18 protein-coding genes are annotated in these 24,509 nt (G+C 32.4%); 11 read left to right on the top strand and 7 right to left on the bottom strand.

The genetic code is table 11. The annotated features are described in order from the left end of the window. Positions 1–62: 62 nt before the first annotated feature. The 6 genes from RH81_RS05520 to RH81_RS05495 all read left to right on the top strand — a co-directional run bounded on the left by RH81_RS05520 (position 63) and on the right by RH81_RS05495 (position 12,391). Positions 63–5,723: a T9SS type B sorting domain-containing protein gene (locus tag RH81_RS05520; protein WP_052172431.1), complete on the top strand. Its 5,661-nt coding sequence runs from the start codon at positions 63–65 to the stop codon at positions 5,721–5,723. Positions 5,724–5,803: 80 nt separating this feature from the next. Then, a complete protein-coding gene (locus RH81_RS05515) occupies positions 5,804–8,134 on the top strand; it encodes a T9SS type B sorting domain-containing protein (protein WP_033958853.1) in 2,331 nt (776 codons plus the stop codon). Positions 8,135–8,219: 85 nt separating this feature from the next. Continuing rightward, complete coding sequence (locus RH81_RS05510; protein ID WP_033958851.1) at positions 8,220–10,145, top strand: BatA domain-containing protein; 1,926 nt, start codon at positions 8,220–8,222, stop codon at positions 10,143–10,145. Continuing rightward, entirely contained in the window at positions 10,142–11,398 is a 1,257-nt protein-coding gene (locus RH81_RS05505; protein WP_033958850.1) for a dihydroorotase, read from the top strand. The genes RH81_RS05510 and RH81_RS05505 overlap by 4 nt, the downstream gene beginning before the upstream one ends. Before the next feature lie 9 nt (positions 11,399–11,407). Beyond that, positions 11,408–11,740, top strand: a complete 333-nt coding sequence (locus RH81_RS05500) for a membrane protein (protein ID WP_033958849.1) — start codon at positions 11,408–11,410, stop codon at positions 11,738–11,740. Between the two features lie 3 nt (positions 11,741–11,743). Beyond that, positions 11,744–12,391: an alpha/beta hydrolase gene (locus RH81_RS05495; RefSeq protein ID WP_033958846.1), complete on the top strand. Its 648-nt coding sequence runs from the start codon at positions 11,744–11,746 to the stop codon at positions 12,389–12,391. Between the two features lie 6 nt (positions 12,392–12,397). Here RH81_RS05495 and RH81_RS05490 read toward each other — a convergent pair whose 3' ends face one another. Genes RH81_RS05490 through RH81_RS05480 form a run of 3 tightly spaced genes read right to left on the bottom strand, consistent with a single transcriptional unit; the run spans position 12,398 to position 14,373 of the window. After that, positions 12,398–13,069, bottom strand: a complete 672-nt coding sequence (locus tag RH81_RS05490) for an HAD family hydrolase (RefSeq protein ID WP_033958843.1) — start codon at positions 13,067–13,069, stop codon at positions 12,398–12,400. Positions 13,070–13,086: 17 nt separating this feature from the next. Then, positions 13,087–13,602 (bottom strand): hydrolase, encoded by a 516-nt coding sequence (locus tag RH81_RS05485; RefSeq protein ID WP_241478960.1) that lies wholly within the window; start codon positions 13,600–13,602, stop codon positions 13,087–13,089. Positions 13,603–13,611: 9 nt separating this feature from the next. Next, entirely contained in the window at positions 13,612–14,373 is a 762-nt protein-coding gene (locus RH81_RS05480) for an MBL fold metallo-hydrolase (RefSeq protein ID WP_033958841.1), read from the bottom strand. Between the two features lie 94 nt (positions 14,374–14,467). Between RH81_RS05480 and RH81_RS05475 the strand changes: the two genes are divergently transcribed. Continuing rightward, a complete protein-coding gene (locus RH81_RS05475) occupies positions 14,468–15,919 on the top strand; it encodes a hypothetical protein (RefSeq protein ID WP_033958840.1) in 1,452 nt (483 codons plus the stop codon). An 83-nt stretch (positions 15,920–16,002) separates the two neighbouring features. Here RH81_RS05475 and bcp read toward each other — a convergent pair whose 3' ends face one another. Next, positions 16,003–16,458: a thioredoxin-dependent thiol peroxidase gene (bcp, locus tag RH81_RS05470; protein WP_033958837.1), complete on the bottom strand. Its 456-nt coding sequence runs from the start codon at positions 16,456–16,458 to the stop codon at positions 16,003–16,005. A gap of 35 nt (positions 16,459–16,493) precedes the next feature. Between bcp and RH81_RS05465 the strand changes: the two genes are divergently transcribed. After that, the gene (locus RH81_RS05465; protein ID WP_033958836.1) at positions 16,494–17,153 is read left to right on the top strand and encodes an endonuclease III domain-containing protein; all 660 of its coding nucleotides are present in this window, start codon (positions 16,494–16,496) and stop codon (positions 17,151–17,153) included. Between the two features lie 28 nt (positions 17,154–17,181). On the opposite strand, the gene RH81_RS17125 is transcribed toward RH81_RS05465, so the two are convergent. Together RH81_RS17125 and RH81_RS05460 are read right to left on the bottom strand one after the other, a co-directional pair. Further along, the gene (locus RH81_RS17125) at positions 17,182–17,325 is read right to left on the bottom strand and encodes a hypothetical protein (protein WP_173424366.1); all 144 of its coding nucleotides are present in this window, start codon (positions 17,323–17,325) and stop codon (positions 17,182–17,184) included. 57 nt (positions 17,326–17,382) lie between these two features. Beyond that, positions 17,383–17,967: an RNA polymerase sigma factor gene (locus tag RH81_RS05460; RefSeq protein ID WP_033958835.1), complete on the bottom strand. Its 585-nt coding sequence runs from the start codon at positions 17,965–17,967 to the stop codon at positions 17,383–17,385. A gap of 230 nt (positions 17,968–18,197) precedes the next feature. Here RH81_RS05460 and uvrA point away from each other — a divergent pair, with 230 nt between their 5' ends. Then, positions 18,198–20,984, top strand: coding sequence for an excinuclease ABC subunit UvrA (uvrA, locus tag RH81_RS05455; RefSeq protein ID WP_033958832.1), 2,787 nt, complete (start codon positions 18,198–18,200; stop codon positions 20,982–20,984). Here uvrA and RH81_RS05450 read toward each other — a convergent pair. Continuing rightward, the gene (locus RH81_RS05450; protein ID WP_052172430.1) at positions 20,981–22,078 is read right to left on the bottom strand and encodes a DUF3667 domain-containing protein; all 1,098 of its coding nucleotides are present in this window, start codon (positions 22,076–22,078) and stop codon (positions 20,981–20,983) included. The two genes, uvrA and RH81_RS05450, sit on opposite strands and share 4 nt — an antisense overlap. A 221-nt stretch (positions 22,079–22,299) precedes the next feature. Between RH81_RS05450 and RH81_RS05445 the strand changes: the two genes are divergently transcribed. Together RH81_RS05445 and RH81_RS05440 are read left to right on the top strand one after the other, a co-directional pair. Continuing rightward, positions 22,300–22,986 (top strand): hypothetical protein, encoded by a 687-nt coding sequence (locus RH81_RS05445; RefSeq protein ID WP_033958827.1) that lies wholly within the window; start codon positions 22,300–22,302, stop codon positions 22,984–22,986. Between the two features lie 245 nt (positions 22,987–23,231). Further along, positions 23,232–24,431, top strand: a complete 1,200-nt coding sequence (locus RH81_RS05440; RefSeq protein ID WP_033958826.1) for a hypothetical protein — start codon at positions 23,232–23,234, stop codon at positions 24,429–24,431. Positions 24,432–24,509 lie beyond the last annotated feature (78 nt).

Raw genomic sequence — 24,509 nt, 5'->3', positions numbered from 1 at the left:
TTAGACATCGTTGTAAAATCTACAGCTTTGCTTTATCTATTTGTTATAACTAACCGTTATATATGAAGCTATTTAAGCGCTTGTGTTTGGGACTAATTTTGTGTTCCATTTACACGTCATCAGCGCAACAAATTTCGACTGAAAACACATCTTCCCTTGAAGCTTTAATACAAGCAAACTTAGGGCAAGGTTGCGTCGACATATCTAATATTTCATCTTCTGTAAACGGACAGTTTAGTGGTTTTAACAGCTATGGTGATTTCGATAAAGCAGATTCAAACTTCCCTTTTGAAAACGGAATTGTATTATCTACAGGAAATATCAACTCTGCTGGAAATGGCACTAATACGAATACATTGAATGAAGGCACGGCTAACTGGCCAACAGATCCTGATTTAGAAAGTGTTTTAGGTATTTCAGGTACTTTAAATGCCACTTCTATTGAATTTGATTTTCTTTCTGCTACCAATCAAATATCGTTCAATTATATTTTGGCTTCAGAAGAATATAATACAAACTTTCCATGTCAATATTCTGATGGTTTTGCGATTCTTATTAAACGAGCAGGTACTTCAGAACCTTTTGTAAATATTGCCTTAATTCCTGGAACTTCAATCCCAGTAAATACAAATACTATTCATGATGAAATTGTTGGGTTTTGTCCAGCTGAAAATGAAAATTATTTTGATGGTTATAATATTGGAGACACAAATTATAACGGAAGAACTAAAGTTATGTCCGCTACAGCAAATATTCAACCAAATGTTCTACATCGAATAAAACTTATAATTGCTGATCAAAGTGACCAAAATTATGACTCAGCAGTTTTTATTCAGAGTGCAACTACGCTTTCTTCTGTAGATTTAGGACCAGATATAAATACCTGTTCACAATCTTTAATTCTAAATGGAGATGTACAAAATAATATTGCCACATATGAATGGTCTAAAGATGGACTTGTCATTCCTGGTGCTACAAACTCTACATATCTAGTATCAGATTCTGGAAATTATAGTGTTGCAGTGAATCTTCAAATTAGTAATAGTTCATGTATTATTGAAGATGAAGTCATTGTAAATTTAGGTTCAGAACAAGATATCGTAGAACTTCCTGATTTTATTCTTTGTGACGATGCCATAAATGATGGTCAAACAATTTTTGATTTAACAACAAAAGACAGTCAGGTTTTAGTCAATGTACCAACCGGAAATTATGATATAAGTTATCACTTAACCAATGTAGGCGCAATAAACGAAACTGCAACTATTACTGTGCCTTGGCAAAACACTACTAATCCACAAACCATATACGCAAGGGTTGAAGAAACAAATACAGGCTGTTTAGGGTTTACAACCTTTAACTTGGTGGTTAACAACTCTCCTATTTTTAATCAGCCTTCAGACATAAGTGTTTGCGATGATAATGTTGCGAATGGTATTACACTAATTGATCTTGTAGACACAGCTGCTGAAATATTAGCAATAAATCCAGATCTTGTCGTTTCTTTTTTCACGTCACAAAATGGCGCTGAAACAGGCCTGAATCCTGTTGGAATACCATATGTTAACACCAATACATCTGAAGTTTTATATATTAGAGTACAAAATAATGTTACAGGATGTTTTGATACAACTTCAATTAATATTTCTGTACTTGAAAACCCAATAATAAATCAAGGAATCCAATGGATTTCAGCTTGTGAAACTGACGATGATGGGTTTGAAATTTTTGATATAACTTCGGTTGTAGATGACATCATTCAAGGACTTACTGGAGTTTCTTTAAGTTTTCATGAATTAGAAATTGATGCTGAAGAAGCAATTAATCCAATTCCAGATCCAACAGCTTTTCAGAATACCACATCTAACCTTCAAATAGTTTATATAAGAGTTACAAATGATAGTACTGGTTGCTATTCAATTATGCCTATTGAGCTCCATACTAATATAGTTCAATCTGGTTTTAACACCAGTAATTATGGCATTTGTGATGATGCTTCAAACGATGAAATAGCTGATTTTGATTTAAACGATGTAGAAATAGCTGTACTAAATAATTATCAAGGCTTTGAGATTTCTTTTTTTGAAACTGAAGAGGACCAACTAAACAATACTAATGAGATCGATAAAACCGTTTTATATACAGCAACTTCCATTACTACAACAATTTATATTACGGCTACAATAGATTCTTGTGTTCAATTTAATTTTATTGACCTTGTTATTTATCCAGCAATAAAAATTCAAGACCTTACTATTGTAGAATATTGTGATAATGATTTTGATGGATTTACCTCTATTATTCTATCAAGCTTTGACGATTATGTTAGCGCAGGAATTGACTCTCCAAGTGTTAGATACTATTTAACAGAACAAGATGCTATTGATGATGAAAATGTTTTACCGCAAACCTATACTAATACTGTTAATCCCATAACGATTTATACAAGAGTTACAAATACTCAAACGACTTGTTATGATATTTCACCTCTGGAGGTTCTAGTTATCGATCCTCCTATAGTAATGCTGCCAACTGATATTATTATTTGCGATGATGATCAAGATGGAATCTCTATTATAGATTTAGATAGTAAGATCCCTGAAATTGTCGCAAATACCATCGATCTTGATATTACATTTTACACCAATATAGATGACGCAATAGATGGTATCAATCCAATTTTAACTCCAGAAAGTTATAGTACAGGAACCGCCTATATTTATGCTAAAGTATTAAATATAATTACAACGTGTTATACCATTGTAGGTTTCGATATATATGTAAATACCTTACCTGTCTTTATTCCCATATCTAATTTTATAACTTGTGAAAGTGATGGAGATGAAATAAATGATTTCTTTTTCAATTTAAAAGATGACGAAATTCTAAATGGTCAACTCGGCAAACAAACGCTATATTTTGAAAATGCGCAGGATGCCATTGATCGAACCAATATTATTGATAAAAACAATGCATATCAAAACTTATCAAATCCACAAACAATTCATGTCCGCGTTGAAAATCTTACAGATCAAGATTGCTTTGGCACGTCTTCATTAGCTATAAATGTCACTCCTTTTCCTTTATATAATGTACCAACAGATTTTGAAGTTTGCGATGACATTTCTAACGATGGAATAGATATTTTTGATTTAAATTTTAAGGTAACTGAAATCAGTAGTGGTATCCCAGAAAATTTAGACATCTCTTTTCATTTAAGTTATGATGATGCTGATTTAAACCTAAATGAATTACCACTCAATTACATTAATATTTCTAATCCACAACTACTATTCGTAAGAATTGAAAATGGTTCCTTTTGCTATTCTATTACTGACTTTAGCCTTGGAGTCATTCAAGTTCCTGAAGTTAATTTAGCACCAGATTTGACTAATTGCGATGATGATTATGATGGTTTTACGAGTTTTAATTTAACAGATGTGGAGATAGAAGTTCTTGATATTCGACAAGATGACCTAGTAGTTTCATACCACGAATCACTTTTAGGAACTGAAACTAACACAGATGTTATTTCTAATCCTGGGAATTACACCAATATTTCTAATCCTCAAATAGTATACATAAAAGTTAACAGTACTATTTCTAACTGTTATAGTGTATTGCCTATAAATTTATATGTCAACTTACCTCCTTTAATTAATGAGTTTGAAACTTATGGTATTTGTATTAATCCAACCAGTAGTTTTGATTTAAATGTAATCAATGACGTGATTGTAGATGATGATACTGATGTTCTTTTTAGTTATTTCGAGTCTTTAGCTGATGCTCAAAGCAGCTCTAACTCTCTAGACACGAACTACACCTACACTTCAACTAGCGATACTATTTTTGTTCGTGTTGAATTTAGTACAACTGGCTGTTTCTACATCTATCCATTTCAACTTATTGTTCACCCATTGCCTATTGCCAATCAACCACCAGCCTTACAAGCCTGTGATGATGATTCTAACGATGGTATTAGAGACTTTAACCTATTCTCTGTAAACAATGCTGTTCTTGGTGCTCAAGTTGCTAATGAGTTTACTATAACCTATTTCAATTCTGGAGCAGAAGCCGATTTAGGAACCAGTCCATTAACTTATAATTATATTGGACAAGATGGAGAAACTATTCATGTTCGTATAGAAAACAATATCACTGGATGCTTTAGTTTAACACAATTTGATTTAGTTGTAAATAACCATCCAAATGTGCCATCTTCAATTACCAATTGTGATACTGATTATGATAGTATTACGTCTTTCGATTTAACACAAACCGAATCAGAACTCTTCGATACTGTTAATCCTGATAATGTCATCTCTTATTTTGAATCTATTGAAGATCTTCAAAACAATATGAACGTAATTCCTAATCCTGCAGACTATAACAATCTTTTTAGTCCTCAAACAATATATATTAAAGTCTTTAATACAGTTGCTAACTGTTTTACATTTGTTCCTTTAGAATTGAATGTTGACTTACCTCCTGCTATAAATCCTTTAGAATCATTTGAAGTTTGTGCAAATGAAACTGCTACGCTTACTGATATCAATTCACATTTTTTATTACAAACAGCAAATGTTATTGTTGTTTATTATCCTACAGAACTTGATGCTCTTAACCAAAGCAACCCGTTAGATAATGACTATGAATATCAAACTACAAGTGATACTATTTTTGCTCGTGTTGAATTTTCAACAACGCATTGTTATCACGTTCATGAGTTTGATTTAATTGTTAATCCGAATCCAATTGCATATGCACCAGATGACATAGTTGAATGTGACGATGACTATGATGGATTCTACACCTTTGATTTATCATCGCAGAATACTATGGTGCTAAACGGACAAAATCCTAATGAATTTACCGTTTCGTATTATAACGATTTATTATCTGCTGAAGATAGCACTAATGCATTAGAAAATATTTACGAAGCCAATAGCAACGAAACCATATATGTTCGCCTAGAAAACAACATTACAGGCTGTTATGACATTACTTCATTTGATATTATTATTCATCCTAAACCGGTTCTCGATATTGGTAGCCAATTGATTTGTTTAGATGATTTACCTTTATTTGTTAGTGCTAACACTAACCAAGTTGGTGACACTTATCTTTGGAGTACAAATCAAACAACTCCCGAAATTGAAATCACAGACATTGGTACATATTCAGTAACCGTCACCTCTCCTTATGGTTGTGAAATAACTGAGTATTTTACCGTTACAGAATCTGAGGCAGCAAGTATCATTATTACTGAAAGTATTGATTTCTCTGATCCCAATAATATTGTAGTCACTATTAACGGCATTGGTAATTATTTATACCAGTTAGACGATGATGAACCTCAATTATCTAATGTATTTGAAAACGTTAGTATAGGCTATCATATCCTTACCATTATTGATTTAAATGGTTGTGCTTCAGTAACGAAAGAAATTGTAATCATTGATGCTCCTAAATTCATGACACCAAATGATGATGGCCATTTTGATACGTGGCATATTACTGGTGTAGAAACATTACCAGGAACAATCATCTATATTTTTGATCGCTACGGAAAACTCCTTAAAACACTTACTTCTAATTCTCCAGGATGGAATGGTACTTATAATGGCAATGTAATGCCCAATTCTGATTATTGGTTCTTAGCACAAGTAAGAGATGGCAATAATATTTTTGAGGTTAAAGGCCATTTTTCATTACGACTATAAAAATTAATGGACTCATATTAACAAATTTTTAGTGATTTAAATTTGTGCTATGCTTATCTTTGCTATCGGAAAAATTGCTAATGTATCGTATATTATTACTTACTTGTTTTCTTGTAAGTTTGACTTCGCTTGGACAAAACATTCAAGTAGACAGTCAGACCTACACTGCGCAACAACTAATTGAAGACATACTTATTGATAGTGACTGTATTGAAAACGTAGTTGTTACCAATGTTGTTGGAGGTGATTTTAATAATACTGATCAAAGTTTTGGGTATTTTGATGCTGCAGGATCGACTTTCCCTTTTCAAAGTGGAATTGTTTTAAGTACTGGCCGTTTATCTAATGTACCTGGACCAAACACATCTATAAGTGATGATGATGCTCCAGGATGGAGTGGTGATTCAGATTTAGAATTTGCTCTTAACGAATCAAATACAATCAATGCGACTATACTTGAGTTCGATTTTACATCTATAGCTTCACAAGTGAGTTTTAGATATTTATTTGCTTCCGAAGAATACCAAGAAGGCAGTTCAAGTACTTGTCAGTATTCAGATTTATTCGGATTTTTAATTAGACCAATCGGAGAACAACAATTCACTAATATCGCATTAGTTCCAAATACGCAAACACCAGTTAAGGTAACGACAGTACATCCTCAAATCCCTAATGGCTGTGATGCTGAAAATGAGTTTTACTTTGAAAGCTGGAATAGCAGTAATGCTCCTATAAATTTTAACGGACAAACAAAGGTTCTCACCGCAACCGCTGACGTAATTCCAAATCAAACCTATCGTGTTAAGCTAGTAATTGCTGATGAGCAAAATTATAGATATGATTCTGCTGTTTTTTTAGAAGCTGGAAGTTTCCAACTTTCAACAAATTTAGGTCCAAATCGTTTATTAGCAACCCAAAATGGATTGTGTGAAGACGAAACTTTAGTCCTAGATGCTTCTCAGGCTAACAGTAATAGCTTTAAATGGTTTAAAGATGATGTAGAATTAATTTCTGAAACCAACGCAACGTACACAGTTACTGACTCAGGAACCTATAATATTGAAGTCATGTTAGTCAACAACTGTATTTCATATGGTGAAGTTGTTATCGAATATGCAGACAAGCCTATTGCTTTTGATTCGGTTTTAGTGGAATGTGATGAGAATCAAGATGGATTAACGTTATACAACCTTTATGATATTGAAAGTAGTGTCACTAATAATGACAATTCTATTTTTATTGAAGACTTTTTCTTAACTGAAAATGATGCGCTTCAAAACATAAATGCTATTGCTAATCCAAATAATTTTGAAAACACTACTCCGTTTCAAACCATTTATGCACGAGTTGAAAACCAAGCAAATTGCTTTGTTGTTGCTGAAATAGAACTACAAATATCAAATAACATTTTAAACATTCCAGCCCTTGAATCCTGTGATGGTGAAGTTACTGATGGTTTTGCTAATTTTGATTTAAATCAAATTATAGATGCCATTCAAACTCAAATTCCTGTTGGATCGAATGTCACATTCTATGAAACTGAAAGTGATGCCTTTCAAGAAAGTAATGCTTTAAGTGTCATTTATCAAAATATAATTCCGGATAGCCAATTCATTTATGTGAAAGTTGAAAATAACAATCAATGTTTTTCTATTTCAACTGCTCAACTTGAAGTATTGTATACTCCAGTGCTCACAGATGACGAACAACTTATATACTGTTTAAACTCAATTCCAGAAACCATCACATTATTTGGTGGAGTTCTCAATGATTCACCTAGTAACTATTATTACGAATGGCAACTAAATGGTGTTACAACTCCAGTAAACACGTCGTTTAATGATATTAATGAACCTGGAGTTTATACGGTTATAGTCACTGATCCAAACGGTTGTTCTTCTAGTAGAACTATAACTGTTAACCCTTCAAATATTGCAACAATTGAAGATATAATCATTCAGGAAGGCACAAGTAATAATACAATAACTGTTGTCGTTTCTGGTGAAGGTGTATATGAGTTCGCTTTAGAAGAATTTGGAACGATTTTCCAAGAGAGTAATATATTTACCAATGTTCCTCCTGGATTTCATACTGTTTTTGTTAGAGATTTAAATGGCTGTGGAATTATTGAACAAACAATTTCTGTCATAGGTTTTCCAAAATTCTTTACGCCCAATGGAGATACTGTTCATGAAAGATGGCATGTTTACGGTGTAAATGCTGATTTTAACCAAGGTATAGATGTCAAAATATTTAATCGCTACGGAAAATTAATTACCCAACTCAACCATTTAAGTCCAGGTTGGGACGGAACACTTAATGGTCAACCATTACCTACTTCTGACTATTGGTTTATAGCAACTCTTATTAATGGAAGAACCTTTACTGGTCATTTCACGTTAAAACGTTAATTTTCTCAAAAGCTAAAGCCACAAATCCCTTATCATTTTCTATATTTGAGCATTAAAACAATTTTAAAAAAATTACAACCTAGGAATGCAGTTTAAACATCCAGAAATTCTCTACGCTTTACTACTGCTCATCATTCCTATAATTATTCACCTATTTCAACTTCGAAAGTTTCAAAAGGTCCCTTTTACCAACGTTCAGTTTTTAAAAGAACTTACAATTCAAACTCGTAAAAGCTCACAACTAAAAAAATGGTTAACGCTTTTGACACGTATGCTGCTACTCGCTTGTGTTATCATTGCTTTTGCACAACCTTATATTTCAAACTCAGACAGCTTCAATACTAAAAGCGAAACAGTTATTTACCTAGATAACTCATTTAGCATGCAAGCGCAAGGTCTTAACGGCACGTTACTCAATAGATCTATTCAAGACATCATTGAAAATATAGATGAAAACGAAAGTATTTCTTTATTCACTAATGATGCTAACTATTACAATACAAGTATTAAAGCCATTAAGAATGATTTGATACAATTAAAGCATTCTCCTAGTCAGTTAGGTTATGACGCCGTTCTTTTGAAGGGCAAAAATGTATTTTCTAAAGATGAAGGCTCTATTAAAAACTTGGTGTTAATTTCAGATTTTCAACAAAAAGATAACATCCTTTCAATTGCCAAAGACAGCACAACCAATATAACGTTAGTTCAGTTAAAACCAAGTAGTGCATCTAATATTACAATAGATAGTCTTTACATTTCAAAATCTACTGTAGAGAACTTAGAACTAACGGTTAAACTTAGAAACCAAGGCGAACCTATTGAAACTTTGCCAGTATCCTTATTTAATGATGATAAGCTAATAGCAAAAAGTGCCGTTGATATTGAAGGTGAGTCCAGTACTATTTTTACAATCCCTTCAAATACGGTATTTAATGGAAAAATCACCATTGAAGATGCCAATCTTCAATATGATAATGAACTATACTTTAATATTGATCAGCGTGAATCTATTAAAGTTTTATCTATTAATGAAGCAGACGATACGTTCTTAAAAAAGATTTATACAAGTGATGAATTCGACTATAGTTCAACTCCATTTAATGCGCTAAACTACAACCGTCTTGATGATCAGAACTTAATTGTTTTAAATGAATTAAAAGAGATTCCATTATCATTAACAACAGCTTTAAAAGCATTTACAGACAATGGTGGATATGTATTAATAATCCCTTCAAATGATATACGATTGAATACTTATAATCAATTATTTACTAATTATAATTTATCAAGATTTGATTCTATTAATCCGCAAGAAAAAAGAGTGACAACCATAAATTTTTCTCACCCGTTATTAACCAATGTTTTTGATAAACAAATTCGAAATTTCCAGTATCCAAAAGTAAATTCATATTACAATTATGCTTCTAATTCTGGGACTTCAATTTTGAGTTTTGAAGATGGCTCTTCGTTCCTATCTCAATCAGAAAACGTCTATCATTTTTCTGCAGCACTAAATACAGAGAATTCCAATTTTAAAAATTCACCACTAATAGTTCCTGTTCTATACAACATAGGAAAACAAAGCTTAAAAGTGCCTAAACTTTATTATAATTTAGGAGAGGAAAATAGTATTGATATAGCAACCGAACTGCAACAAGATGATATTTTAACTTTAGTGAATGGCGAAAACTCGGTTATTCCACTGCAACAGACTTACACCAATAAAGTAGCTTTAAAAACTAGTGATTATCCAAATTCATCTGGAATTATTGCTGTTCAAAATAAAGAGACTTTCTTAAAAAACTTGAGCTTTAATTTTAGTCGCAAAGAAAGCAATCTTGCTTACTTCGATTTGACTAACATAGAAAATGCAACCGTAAGCGAATCGATTACAACTACAATAAATGATATAAAAAGTGCAACTAATGTTAACGAGCTATGGAAATGGTTTGTTATTTTTGCACTAGCTTTTATAATTATTGAAATGCTCATCTTAAAATTCCTGAAATGAACGCACTTGTAAAATCTGCCACTATAGTTGACCCTAAAAGCGATTTTCACAATGAAACGGTTGATATCTTAATCGAAAAAGGTGTCATTACCAATATTTCAAAACGCATTTCAAATCCTAAAAACTACAAAGAAATTAAACTTGATAACCTTCATGTATCACAAGGTTGGTTTGATAGTAGCGTGAGTTTTGGAGAACCAGGTTACGAAGAGCGTGAGACGATTGAAAACGGACTCAAAACCGCAGCGCATTCTGGATTCACCTCTGTTGCAGTAAATGCAAATACATATCCAGTAATTGATTCAAATGCAAATATCTCTTTTCTAAAATTAAAAGCAGGAAAACATGCAACTAATCTTTATCCAATTGGAGCCTTAACTCGCAATAGTGAAGGAAAAGATCTTGCTGAGTTGTTCGATATGAAAAATGCTGGAGCAGTTGCTTTTTATGACTATCAACATCCAATTGACAATCCTAACTTGATGAAACTAGCGTTGCAATATGCTAGTAATTTTGAAGGATTGGTTTGCTCATTTCCACAAGAATCTGAAATTAGCGGATTAGGTGTGATGAACGAAAATGTAACAAGTACTTCTCTCGGATTAAAAGGAAATCCTTCACTAGCAGAAGAATTGCAAATAGCAAGGGATTTATTCATTTTAGAATACACAGAAGGCAAACTTCATATACCAACAATATCTACTGCAAAGGCAGTAGAATTGATTAGAGCTGCAAAACAAAACAAACTAAACGTGACGTGCAGTGTAGCGATTCACAATTTAATCTTTACTGATAAAGAGCTTGTCACTTTTGATACCAATTTTAAGGTATTACCTCCATTAAGAACGCAAAAAGATGTTGACGCATTAATTGAAGGCTTAAAAGATGGAACTATAGATATGGTTACTAGTGACCACAACCCTATAGATATTGAAGACAAAAAGATTGAATTTGATTTTGCCAAATATGGAACTATCGGATTAGAAAGTGCTTTTGGAGCCTTGAATTCAGTGTTTACAATTAAAAAGACTATCGAATTACTAACCAAAGGCAAACAACGTTTTGGAATCGAATCCTCTCCTATTACTATTGGTAATAAAGCGGACTTGTCATTATTTAATCCAAATGAGAATTCTATCTTTTCTAGAGAACAAATGATTTCACGATCAAAAAATTCAATGTTCGAGAACAAAGAACTACAAGGAATAGTTTATGGTATTATCGCTAACAATAAAAAGATAATATCAAAATAACAACAAACCATGGAAAACACATCAAACAGCAATAATGATAATTTGGCTATTGTAGCCTACATAACTCTCATAGGAACATTAATTGCGTTCTTTATGAATCGTGAAAAAAGAAACCCACTAGTATCATTTCACATCAGACAAGCATTAGGATTATGGTTACTTCAAATGGTTTTAGGTTACTTCATTGGCGCTTTTGATAGCTGGATGATTTCTACATCCTTTTGGATTTTCTTTATTGTTTTATTTATTTATGGCATTTTTGGTGCAATAGGTAAAAAAATGAATGAAGTCCCACTTTTAGGTCCTTTCTTTCAGAAATTATTTGCTTCAATCGGACAATAAATCATGAGTTTATCTTTACACCACATTACTAGACCGTCTTCTTTAAAAGAAAATGCGCCATTACTTATTATGTTTCATGGTTATGGAAGTGATGAAAATGATTTATTTTCATTTGCTCAAGAATTACCTGAAGAGCTATTTATTATTTCTGTCAGAGCTCCTTATCCTATGCAGCCTTATGGAAACGCTTGGTATGCTATTAATTTTGATGCCAATCAGAACAAATGGAACGATGTAGAACAAGCCATTGATTCTCGTGATAAGATTTCAAACTTTATTGATGAAGCTTGTGCTAAATATCCCGTTAACGCAAATAATGTTACGCTTTTAGGCTTTAGTCAAGGTACAATTTTGAGTTATGCCGTAGCACTAACCTATCCTGAAAAAGTAAAAAACATTATTGCTTTAAGTGGCTATGTAAGTGAAGATATGCTAAATGATGATTTAGTATCTAAAGACTATCCTCATTTAGATTTTTATTGTTCACACGGAAGTGTAGACCAAGTCATTCCTGTAGATTGGGCCAGAAAAACTCCTGAATTTTTGAATACTCTAAATATCAAGAATACCTATTCGGAATTTCCAGTTGGCCATGGTGTTGCACCTCAAAATTTTTATGAACTTCGAAGTTGGTTAGAAAAGAGAATTTAGATTTTTTTAATTTCTAAAAAACACATCTTCAGCATCCTTTAAATTGAAATTATTCCAGTCTTTAATGTGGAGTTTAATATGTTCTTTCTTAAAATCTTGATAGTTTTTCATTCCAATTCCAATAAAGTGAACATCAAGATTCCTAGCCGTTATTAAATCCCAAAGACCATCGCCAACAGAAATAATATTATCAAACGTGTCGACTTTATAAAAAGCCTTAGCCTTTTGAATGGCTTCGGCAACTATACCTTCTCTCTCGAAGATTTTATTTGAACCTATTACAAGGCTTTTATTGTAATTAATACCTGCTTGATCTAGCTTTACGAAAGCAGGCTTAAGCAATGATCCTGTTGCGAATGTCAATGCGTAATTAGGATTTTTATTAAGATCATTTATTATATTTTGAGCTCCATGAACTTCAGAAACAGCATCTAATTCTAAAATTAACTCAGTCATTCGTGTTTCAAAATCATCGATAAATGAAAACTCAAAATTGTCTTCTAAATTATTTTCATAATTTTCTTTTAGAATATAGCTATCAGTATGATGCAGATAGTCCTTCCAATTTTGATTTATCGCTGAGATTCCGAATTCTTTCATCGTATTTACATAAGCAAATTGATGTTGGTATTCACTTTTAGTTAGTGTATCATCAATGTCAAATACGATTAGATTCATTAGTTATTATATTAAGATTATCTAGGTCTATATAAAGACGATTCTATAATTTTAAACTTAAGTTCTTTTTGACCTTCAATAGTTTCTATCTCATAAGACAAAAGCATTTCTCCCCAATATTTACCATCTGTAAAACTGGCAATAATCCATTTATGATTTAGCATTCGTATTTGATCAATTAACATTTTTTGACCTGACATTGAAGCATAAGGCACCAGAGGATGATCTTCGGTATCATAAATATTGAGATTCATTAACTCATCTTCTATGAAAGGTACAAACTCCGAAATTCTATAGCCTTGCTCCTCCCAATACACCATAGCGTCTTCATTGGTATCAAACTTGAACACATACAAATCAGAAACCATATCATCTTGCATGATTCTAATTGAATCTTTTAGTTTTGTATTTGCCTCTACATAATTGGTAAGCTTTTGATCATAGCCTTCAATAATATTTTTAGAGTTTACAAATTGAAAAATCACTAATAATAAAGTGAAAATGAATAGGTACATGAAAAATCTTTGTTTCATAGTCAGTGTTTAAAGTTCTAATTGTAAGTTATCGTATGCCAAAAAAACGTTTTTAGGCAGTTTTTGTTGTGTCTCGTCATGAAAACCTAAGTAATGACTAATATGTGTTAAATAAGCCTTTTCAGGTTGTACTTTTTCAATGAATGCCAATGCTTCAGCAATATTAAAATGTGATAAATGTTCTTTTTCCCTTAGTGCGTTTACCACTAATACTTTTACTCCTTTCAATTTTTCAATTTCTTCATCTGCAACAGTTTTCATATCTGTTAAATATGCAAAATCCTCAAAACGAAATCCGAAGACTTGCAATTTATGATGGTAGCCATTAATTGGGATCACTTCTAAATCACCAAGTTTGAAAGGCTCATTTTTAATTTCGTTCTGAATGACACTAGGAACACCTGGATATTTATCTTTAGTAGTAAAGATGTATTCAAAACGCTTCTCCAATTGCTCTAAGACACGTTTATGTGCATAGAACGGAATATCACCTTGTCTAAAGTAAAAAGGCCGTATATCATCTAATCCAGCAGTATGATCAGCATGCTCATGTGTAAAAACAATGCCATCAATTTTGTTACAATTAGCTTTAAGCATTTGCTGTCTAAAATCTGGTCCGCAATCTACAACATAAGTAAAATCATTCCATTCGACTAAGATTGACACTCTCAGTCTTTTGTCTTTAGGATTAATACTTAAACACACAGGATGATCACTTCCAATAACTGGAATTCCTTGTGAAGTACCTGTGCCTAAAAACGTAATTTTCAATGTGAGTTAATTTAAAGCAAAAATAAAACTAATTTTTTTAGTTATACCTCCTATTTTAATACCTTTGTGAAGTTGACAAAACCCAGACTAAAACATGGAGATAACCTTAAAAGGAGATAGAGAGTTTGATCAGATTCCTTCGTTACAGACCAAATGTTTACGAATTAATCTAAACGAGAACATCTACGGAACATTTGCTGAAATCGGAGCAGGTCAAGAAACTGTTCGTCAGTTCTTTAGAGCTGGTGGAGCTTCTGGTACAATTGCAAAAGCAATGTCAGCCTATGACAAAGCCTTTAGTGATGCCATTTATGGTATTGAAAATGATAAGCGTTATGTTACCGAAGCGCGTTTGCGTAAAATGCTAGATCATGAAATCAACTTAGTTGAAGAACGACTTTCCAGAGAAGAGCATCCAAATAAAATGTTCTTTACTTATGCAAATACAGTAGCAACAATTGATTTTGCGAAAAAATATAAAGGACATGGTTGGGTAGGAATTAAGTATCAAGTTGATGCTAATCAAGGCTACAATGAGATTGTATTACACTTACGTTTTAAAGAAACAGATGCAAGATTACAGCAGGAAACACTTGGTATTTTGGGCACCAATCTAATTTATGGTGCTTTCTATAAATACAATGAACCAAAAAAATTACTTCGTTACCTATACGATCATTTAGATAAAGATCAAATCGAAATTGATACAATCAATTTTGCTGGCCCTGTTTTTAAAGATGTAGATAACCGTTTAATGAGTTTACAACTGGTTAAAAACGGAATGACCGATGCTGTCATGTTTGCTCCTGATGGAAACAATGTATTACCTGCTAAAGTTCTATACAAGAAAAACATTTTAACTCTACGTGGTAGTTTTAGACCAGTTACTAAAGTAAATATGGACATGTATAAGAAATCTTATGACATGTTTATTAAGGAAAATAAAGTTGATGTAGAGAAAACACAAGTTATCTTTGAAGTCACTTTATCTAACCTTAGAGCTGAAGGTGAAATTGATGAACAAGATTTTATGGATAGAGCTAAATTGCTTTGTTCTCTTGGTCAGACAGTTTTGATTTCTAATTTTCAAGAATATTATAAACTTGTTGAATACTTCTCTCAATATACAAAAGCTAGAATGGGATTAGCTATGGGAGTTAACAATCTCGTTGATATTTTTGATGAGAAATATTATCGTCATTTAAGTGGAGGAATCTTAGAAGCCTTTGGGAAATTGTTTTTCAAAGATTTAAGAGTCTACTTATATCCTATGCAAAATGATGATAACACCATAACAACAAGTGAAAACCTAAAAGTACACCCAAGAATGAAAGAACTCTATAAGTTCTTTAAATACAACGGAAAAGTAGTTGATATTACTGATTTTGATGAATCTATCTTAACTATTTTCTCAAGAACTGTTTTAAAAATGATTGCCGATGGGAATGACGAATGGGAAGCTATGTTACCTGAAGGAGTTGCTAAATTAATAAAAGAAAAGAGCCTCTTTGGATGTGAAACTGAACAAGTTTATTTAGGAGACTAAATAAGTCTTAAATAATCATATAAAAAAACCGCATGAATATCATGCGGTTTTTTTATTGCTTAACACTTAAATTAAAGAGCATACTAATCGGTTAAAATCTGAGCTGTATGATCTTTAGTTTTTACTTTTGAAATAACATTTTCTATAACGCCATTTTCATCAATAATAAATGTTGTTCTATGGATGCCATCATATTCTTTTCCCATAAACTTTTTTGGTCCCCAAACTCCAAATGCCTCAATTACAGCTTTATCTTCATCAGCTAATAATGGGTATTGAAAACCGTATTTGTTCTTAAAATTAGATTGTCTTTTGGCACTATCTGCACTTACTCCTAAAATTTCATAGCCTTGTGCTTGAAAACGCTCGTAATTATCATTTAAATCACATGCTTCAACTGTACAACCTGGTGTGCTGGCTTTAGGATAAAAGAAAACAACTATTTTTTTTCCTTTATAGTCAGCCAAAGAAATCGTGTTTCCTTGTTCATCTTTTGCCGAAAAATTTGGAGCATTATCTCCTGCTTTTAATTGTGTCATAATTGCTAACTTTGGTTTCTGTAAAAATACGACTTATGACCAAGCAAGAAAAGGTGGATTTTGTTATTAATACGTTAAAAGAATTATATCCAACTATACCAGTACCTCTAGAACATAAAGATCCTTACACCTTATTAATTGCCGTATTAATGTCTGCTCAAAGTACAGATGTTCGTGTGAATAAAATCACACCACTTCTTTTTGCAAAAGCCGATAACCCTTATGATATGATTAAGCTTTCTGTTGAAGAAATAAGAGAGATTATCAAACCTGTTGGTCTGTCACCAATGAAGAGTAAAGGCATTTTTGGCTTATCTCATATATTAATAGATAAACACAATGGAGAAGTTCCTAAAACCTACGAAGCCTTAGAAGAGTTGCCTGCTGTTGGACATAAAACTGCTGCAGTGGTATTATCTCAAGCATTTGGTATTCCTGCATTTCCAGTAGATACCCATATTCACAGATTAATGTATCGATGGAATTTGACTAACGGAAAAAATGTAGTGCAAACAGAAAAAGATGCTAAACGATTATTTCCAGAAGAATTGTGGAATGATCTGCACCTTCAAATTATTTGGTACGGACGACAATATTCGCCTGCAAGAGGTTGGGATATGGAAAAAGATATAATTACCAAGACTATTGGTAGAACTTCAGTATTAAATGAATACTATAAAAATAAAAAGTCCTGACGACTAACGAATCAGGACTTTTCAAAATTTAGTTTTGAAGTGCTTCAAACTTCAAATCATTATAATGAATAACACTTAAAGCCTTAGAATAATTTAAAAGAAAATCTACTGTTTCTTTTTTTGGGTTAAGGTTGTCTTTTTTTTGGGGACATTCTGAGTAAAGTTTTGCCATTTTACGTTTTTTAGTTTATTATAATCCTTTAAACGCAAGAAAACTTTACTTATTGTATCAATTTGTTAAAATGATATTATTTTTATCAATTACCTTCCTTAAATTAATGAGCGCATAACGCATTCTACCTAAAGCAGTATTGATACTTACTCCTGTTCTTTCAGAAATCTCCTTAAAGCTCATATCCTTATACATACGCATCATTAACACCTCTTTTTGATCTTCTGGAAGTTCTTCAATAATTCTACGTAAGTCGCATTCTACCTGATCTTTTATGATTTGCTTTTCTGCATTTAAAGCATTGTCGCCAAGAACAGAGAAAATACTGAACTCACCAGAATTGTCAAATTTTGGCATTCTATTGTTTTTTCTAAAATGGTCTATGACAAGGTTATGGGAAATACGCATGACCCAAGGTAAAAATTTACCTTCCTCATTGTACTTGCCCAGTTTTAAATTCTTAATGACCTTAATAAAAGCATCCTGAAAAATATCTTCAGTAATGTCTCTATCAAAAACTTTCGAATAGATAAAACTGTAAATTCTTTGTTTGTGTCTGTGAATTAGAACTGATAGAGCATTTTCATCTCCATCCATGTAGTTTCTAACTAAAACAGCGTCCGTGATAAGTTCGTGTCTCATAATCATTACTTTATTGCAAAGAATAAATCTTAGCTTGGGGTTAAACTTTATAAAGTAATATTATGAAATAGGCTTCTCTGTTTTAATGTGTTATGAAACCAAATATAACAACAATCATTCCGAAATTCCAAAAAAAAGCACCAAACTTTAACATTTTAATCTATAATAATCCATTTTATTTGATGAAATACTTGTAGTATCTTTGCACATCTTAATTTGCGCAAACTCCTATGAATACTAACATTTTAGACGTTAATCCAAAAGAAAATATCATCATTAAAGGTGCTAGATTGCACAATCTAAAAAATATTGATGTTGTTATCCCAAGACAAAAATTGGTTGTAATTACCGGTTTATCTGGTTCTGGAAAGTCTAGTTTAGCATTCGACACCTTGTATGCAGAAGGCCAAAGACGTTATGTCGAAAGCCTTTCAAGTTATGCAAGACAGTTTTTAGGGCGACTTAATAAACCAAAAGTTGATTTTATAAAAGGCATTGCTCCAGCAATTGCCATTGAACAAAAAGTTAATTCTACAAATCCAAGATCTACAGTTGGCACATCTACTGAAATATATGATTATTTAAAACTTTTGTTTGCAAGAATTGGAAAGACATATTCTCCTGTTTCTGGAGATTTAGTAAAAAAACATCGCACTAAAGATGTTTTAGATTTGGTGAAATCGTTTGATGATCGTGAAAAATTACTGCTCCTCTCTCCTATTATACTGGAAGAAGGCCGAACGATGGAAGACAAACTTAATGTTTTGAAACAGCAAGGTTATGCTAGAATTCAACATAAAGAAAAGGTCTTAAGAATTGATGAGGCCGTTGAAAAGAAACTAAAAAAGGACATCTTTCTAGTTGTTGACCGTATTGTTGTAAAACATGAAGATGATTTTTATAATCGATTAGCTGATGCTATTGAAACCTCATTCTTTGAAGGCAAAGGTACTTGCATTATTGAAACACTTTCTACTCAAGAGCGAGTTGAATTTAATAATAAGTTTGAATTAGATGGGATGACATTTTTAGAACCAAATGTGCATCTTTTTAGTTTTAATAATCCTTATGGAGCTTGTCCAAAATGTGAAGGTTACGGAGATATTATTGGTATTGATGAAGATTTAGTCATTCCTAATACTGGTTTATCCATCTATGACAATGCTATTTTTTCTTGGAGAGGTGAAAGCATGAGCGCATACAGAGATCAATTGGTTAATAATTCACATAAGTTCGATTTCCCTATACACAAACCTTATTTCGAGTTAACACCAGAACAAAAACAACTCGTTTGGGATGGAAACCAATATTTTGAAGGCTTAAATTCTTTCTTTTCTGAATTAGAATCTAAAGCATATAAGATTCAAAATCGTGTGATGCTTTCTCGTTATAGAGGAAAAACAAAATGTAGTGTATGTCATGGAAAACGACTTCGTTCAGAAGCTAACTATATCAAAATTGGTAATACTACTATTACTGATTTGGTTGAAATGCCTTTAGATAAATTAGTAAATTTCTTTAAACAAGTAGAGCTTAATGACCATGATACTACAATTGCAAATCGCTTACTAAAAGAAATATCTAATAGGCTATCTTTTCTTTCTAATGTAGGATTAGACTATTTAACTTTAAATAGAAAATCAAATTCTTTATCTGGTGGTGAAAGTCAGCGTATTAATTTAGCAACTTCTCTAGGAAGTAGCTTAGTTGGTTCCATGTATATTCTAGATGAACCGAGTATAGGTTTGCACCCGAAAGACACACAAAAACTAATTAAAGTATTACAAGAATTACGTGATTTAGGAAATACTGTTATTGTGGTTGAGCATGATGAAGATATTATGCAAGCTGCAGATGAAATTATTGATATTGGACCAGAAGCAGGAACGTTTGGTGGCGAAGTTGTTGCTACAGGAACCTTTAAAGATATTTTGGCTTCAGAATCTTTAACCGCAAAATACCTTAACGGTCAATTAGAAATTGAAGTCCCAAAAAAGCGAAGGTCTTCAAAATATCATGTTGATGTTTTAGGCGCTAGAGAAAACAATCTTCAAAATATTGATGTCACTTTTCCTTTAGAAATGTTAACTGTAATTACAGGCGTTTCTGGAAGTGGAAAAAGTACATTGGTTAAGAAAATATTATTTCCAGCTTTACAGAAGAAGCTAACCGATTTTGGAGACAAACCTGGACAGTTTACGGAATTAAAAGGGAATTTTAGTAATATAAAACACATTGAATTTGTTGATCAAAACCCTATTGGACGATCATCACGTTCTAATCCTGTTACGTACATAAAAGCTTATGATGATATAAGAGCATTATATGCTAGTCAAAAGTTAAGTAAAATCAGAAATTATCAAGCGAAACATTTTAGTTTTAATGTTGATGGTGGACGATGTGAAACGTGCAAAGGTGAAGGTCAAGTTACAATTGAAATGCAATTCATGGCAGATGTACATCTTACCTGTGAAACCTGTAATGGCAAGCGTTTTAAGAAAGAGGTCTTAGAAGTTGTTTTTAATGGCAAATCCATTGATGATATCCTAAACCTTACTATTGATGATGCTATTGCGTTTTTTGCCGAAAACGATCAGACTAAAATTCAAGGTAAATTACAACCTTTGCAAGATGTTGGCTTAGGCTATGTGACTTTAGGTCAGAGTTCTTCTACCCTTTCTGGTGGTGAGGCACAACGAATTAAATTGGCATCCTTCCTAGGTAAAGGATCTAAAAGCGTTAACGCGTTATTTATATTTGATGAGCCTACAACTGGTTTACACTTTCATGATATCAAAAAATTGCTAAAGTCGTTTCAAGCATTAATCAAAAAAGGACATTCAATCATTGTTATTGAACACAATATAGATCTCATAAAATGTGCAGATTATGTAATTGATTTAGGCCCTGAAGGTGGAGAGCGTGGTGGACAATTAATTGCACAAGGAACTCCAGAAGACATAGCTAAAAACAAAAACTCTATTACTGGTGAGTTCTTAAAAGATAAACTTAGTTAGGTCGTGAAAAATGAAAATGCTAACAGTATACCAAAAGCAGTAGGTATTACTAACAGAAAAAACACTAGACTAATTAAACTACTTTTCACCCAAGTAAGGAACCAATGCTGTTTGTAAAAGCGTATTAAAGCAAATAAGAAATACAAATACGTAGAAAAAGCAATCAACCAATCTATCCAATCAGGTATATCATACACAAATCTATTTACAGCAAAAAGAATACTAAATACTGTAAATATGAATGAAAAGTAATAGAAACTGAAAACCAAATGAAACACATACCTCCCTTTATTGTAATAGAAAATCTTAAGTATTAAAGCAAAAAACGGAAGTAAGAAAAACATTGAAATTGGGATACTATCAAAAAAGGCCTGAACAATCGAGCCTGCGCCTTGCCCTTTAACCAAACTCAACATTCTCGCAAAAAGGCGTTTTTCAAAAAAACTGGGATCATCAGACATGCCCATTTCTTTATATATAACATCTTTTTCTGCACCAGCTGCAACTAACGAATCTACTTTTTCTTTATCAAAATCCCATGAAGTGCCTACATTTTTTGGCATAACACCTTCAGTTTTCAGTAAGGAATCTGCTAATTTTATATCAGAATCTTTAAGTCCCATAATTTGCTGATTATCCTTGAGCGGACTCAATATCTTCTCCATTTGAATGGAATCTAAAGCAGGTTTAGAAGCATCAACTCCGTTATTTACAAACTCTGACTTTGCTACTTTTTCATTCATTTTATTGGCTTCTTGCACCAATTCTCTTGTACTAAACGAAATGATAAAAAAGAAAACCACAGAAATGAACAAGTACATCTGAGCAGGATGCAAATACAATAATCGCTTGCCTTCTAAAAATTTTTCAGCTAAATATCCAGGTCTAAACATCAAAGGCACAAAACTTTTGAAAAAACGAGCATCAAATGAAAAGTAATTGCTAATCGTGTTATAAAATAAGACACTAATAGTAAGGTCATCGTTAGTCTTTTGTCCACAATGTGGGCAAAATTCAAACGCTTTTTCTACAATAGAATCGCAATTTTGGCAATTTGAAGGCTCATTTGAAGTGATTAATGGTTGGTCTGACATATCAACTATTGGTTAGTGATATAAATGTAATAAAAAATTAGATGTAAATAGGTTTGGTTTATTCTTAGAACTTATAACCGGATCAAAATACTTTTTTAGAGTGCTGATGTTCAGTGTTTTACAATTTTGGCACGCATATTGAAATAATTCAAACAAATAATGTAGACCTAAAAGTTTCCAAACGAGTTGGAAACGATGGTAAAATCTAAAAACCTATAATTATGAAAAAGCAATTACTTTTTATTGCAGCGGTGTTAATAGGATTAACATCAGCAACAGCGACAACAGCAGGACATGCTGTTTCAAATGGGGAAGATTTTGATAGTGCTCGCTTTCGTTTTGCCGAACCTATAGTGTTCATTGAACGAGGTGTAGAATTTTTAATTTTTCCAGATGGAAGTTTCGATTTCAATACTGAAATTACAAACAATACATCAAATGTGTATTACAGATCGAATACACGAAGAACCTCTGTAAATTCAACTTATGGAGCTCCTGGAGCAGTAAGTAGAGTTCCCTATTCTAACCCAAGACCAAGAGGTGTGGTTATTACACATGATAATAATGGACAAGTTCGTAGAATCGGAAATGTATTTATTAACTATGATAGAAGTGGTAGAATTAAACGTGCTGGATCTGTATATATGAGTTACCAAAGAGGAAATGGCCTACTTAAACAAGTTGGTGGACTTCGAGTTAATTACAATCGTAGGGGAGAATTAATTCATACTTCAGGAATTGTAAACCATTATAACGCAGAATTAAACTGTGGTGTTGGTTCTGGTCATGGTGGCAATAACTTTACCACTATAAATGATATAGATGATTATGACGAGGGTTTTTACTACTACAGAAAGAATGGTAAAATCAAAAAAACGAAGAAAAACAAAAAATTTAAACGATCATAACTCATCCCTAAATACTAACATGAGTTATCAATCCCGAAGCGCTTCCCCAAGCCTTCGGGATTTTTATATATAAAATAATAGTCTAACAGTTCCGAATGAATTCAAATAGTTCTCTCATAATAAAAACAGAACACTAATCTTTAATTTATTATTTATAATATTGATATTCAATATTTTACAATGTCATAAGAATTTCTGGCACACTAATTGTTTATTATCAGTTGTAACAAAAAACCCTTACAATTATGAAAAAATTAATTATACTTATGACTGTTTTATTCCTCGGAGGAACATCAGTTTTCGCAACCAACAACATATCAAACAACTTTGTTAAAGGTTATGGTAATTCTTTCATATTTGTTGAAAACGGTATTGAATTTTCAATCTTTCCTGATGGTCAGTTTGATTTTTACATGCAAGATTATGGTCCAAATGTTAACGTAGGAGTTAACACACCAGGAGTGTCTATTAGTTTCAACTCTGGATATGATTACAATCCTTATGTTCAGTATGACGATTTTGGAGCTATTCTTCAAATAGAGAACACAGCTATCTTTTATGATTATTATGGACGCGTATCACAAGTTGGTCACATAAACATTCATTATAATAACTATGGGAGAATTGCTCGAGTTGGAGGGCTTTATGTTCATTATAATAGTCATAATTTATATACACATTACACAGGATATATTAATGTATACAACAGAGCTTATGTGTTTAGACCATGGCACAGTTATTACGTTATTCCACCAATAAATTACTGCGTTGTTTACGCTAGACCATACAGACAGTATTATACACCTGTAAGACACACATATTACAGACCTTATAGAGATAATTACAGACAACTTGTAAGAGTTAATGGTCGACGTAATACAGTTGCTACAACTGGCAGAAGAGGAAATAGTGTAAATACAAGATATAGTCAAGAAGCTACTACAAGAGGTAACGATAGAACCGTTAGAAGTACTTCTACTAGAAATAATGATAGAGCGTTAACTAGTACTTCTGGAAGAAACACGACACGTTCTCTTTCAATTAACAATGGGACAAGAAGTAACGATAATAGAAGCATCTCAAGTAATACAAGACGAGATAATAACACTGGTAGCTTATCTACTAATGGCAATACGAGAAGCACAAACACTAGAAGTTTATCTACCACAACTAGAAGAACAAATGACAGAAGTGCTACAAATACAAGACAAAATGTGACCAGAACCAATACTTCTGTGTCTAATAATAAAGCAAACACTAGAACGGTTAAAAAAAATGCGTCAATTAGAAAACCAAAAACATCTAATACTCGTATATCTAGTAACAAGCGAAGCGTAAGTACATCGAAAGCTGTTAAGCAAAATAGAAGTAATTCTCAAGCTAAAAAAGCAAGTAAAAGAACTACGCAAAACCGCTCAAGTTCAAAAACAAAAAGAACAAGATAAGTTCTAAAAATATTAAAATTTTGGTTGGTTAGTTGGAACATCCCATAAGCAGTATGCCTTAAAGCACCTTATGGGATT

Source organism: Psychroserpens jangbogonensis (assembly GCF_000797465.1).
In the GTDB taxonomy this organism is placed as follows: domain Bacteria; phylum Bacteroidota; class Bacteroidia; order Flavobacteriales; family Flavobacteriaceae; genus Psychroserpens; species Psychroserpens jangbogonensis.
Note: the sequence above shows the minus strand (reverse complement) of the source record. Positions and strands in the feature narration are given on the sequence as shown.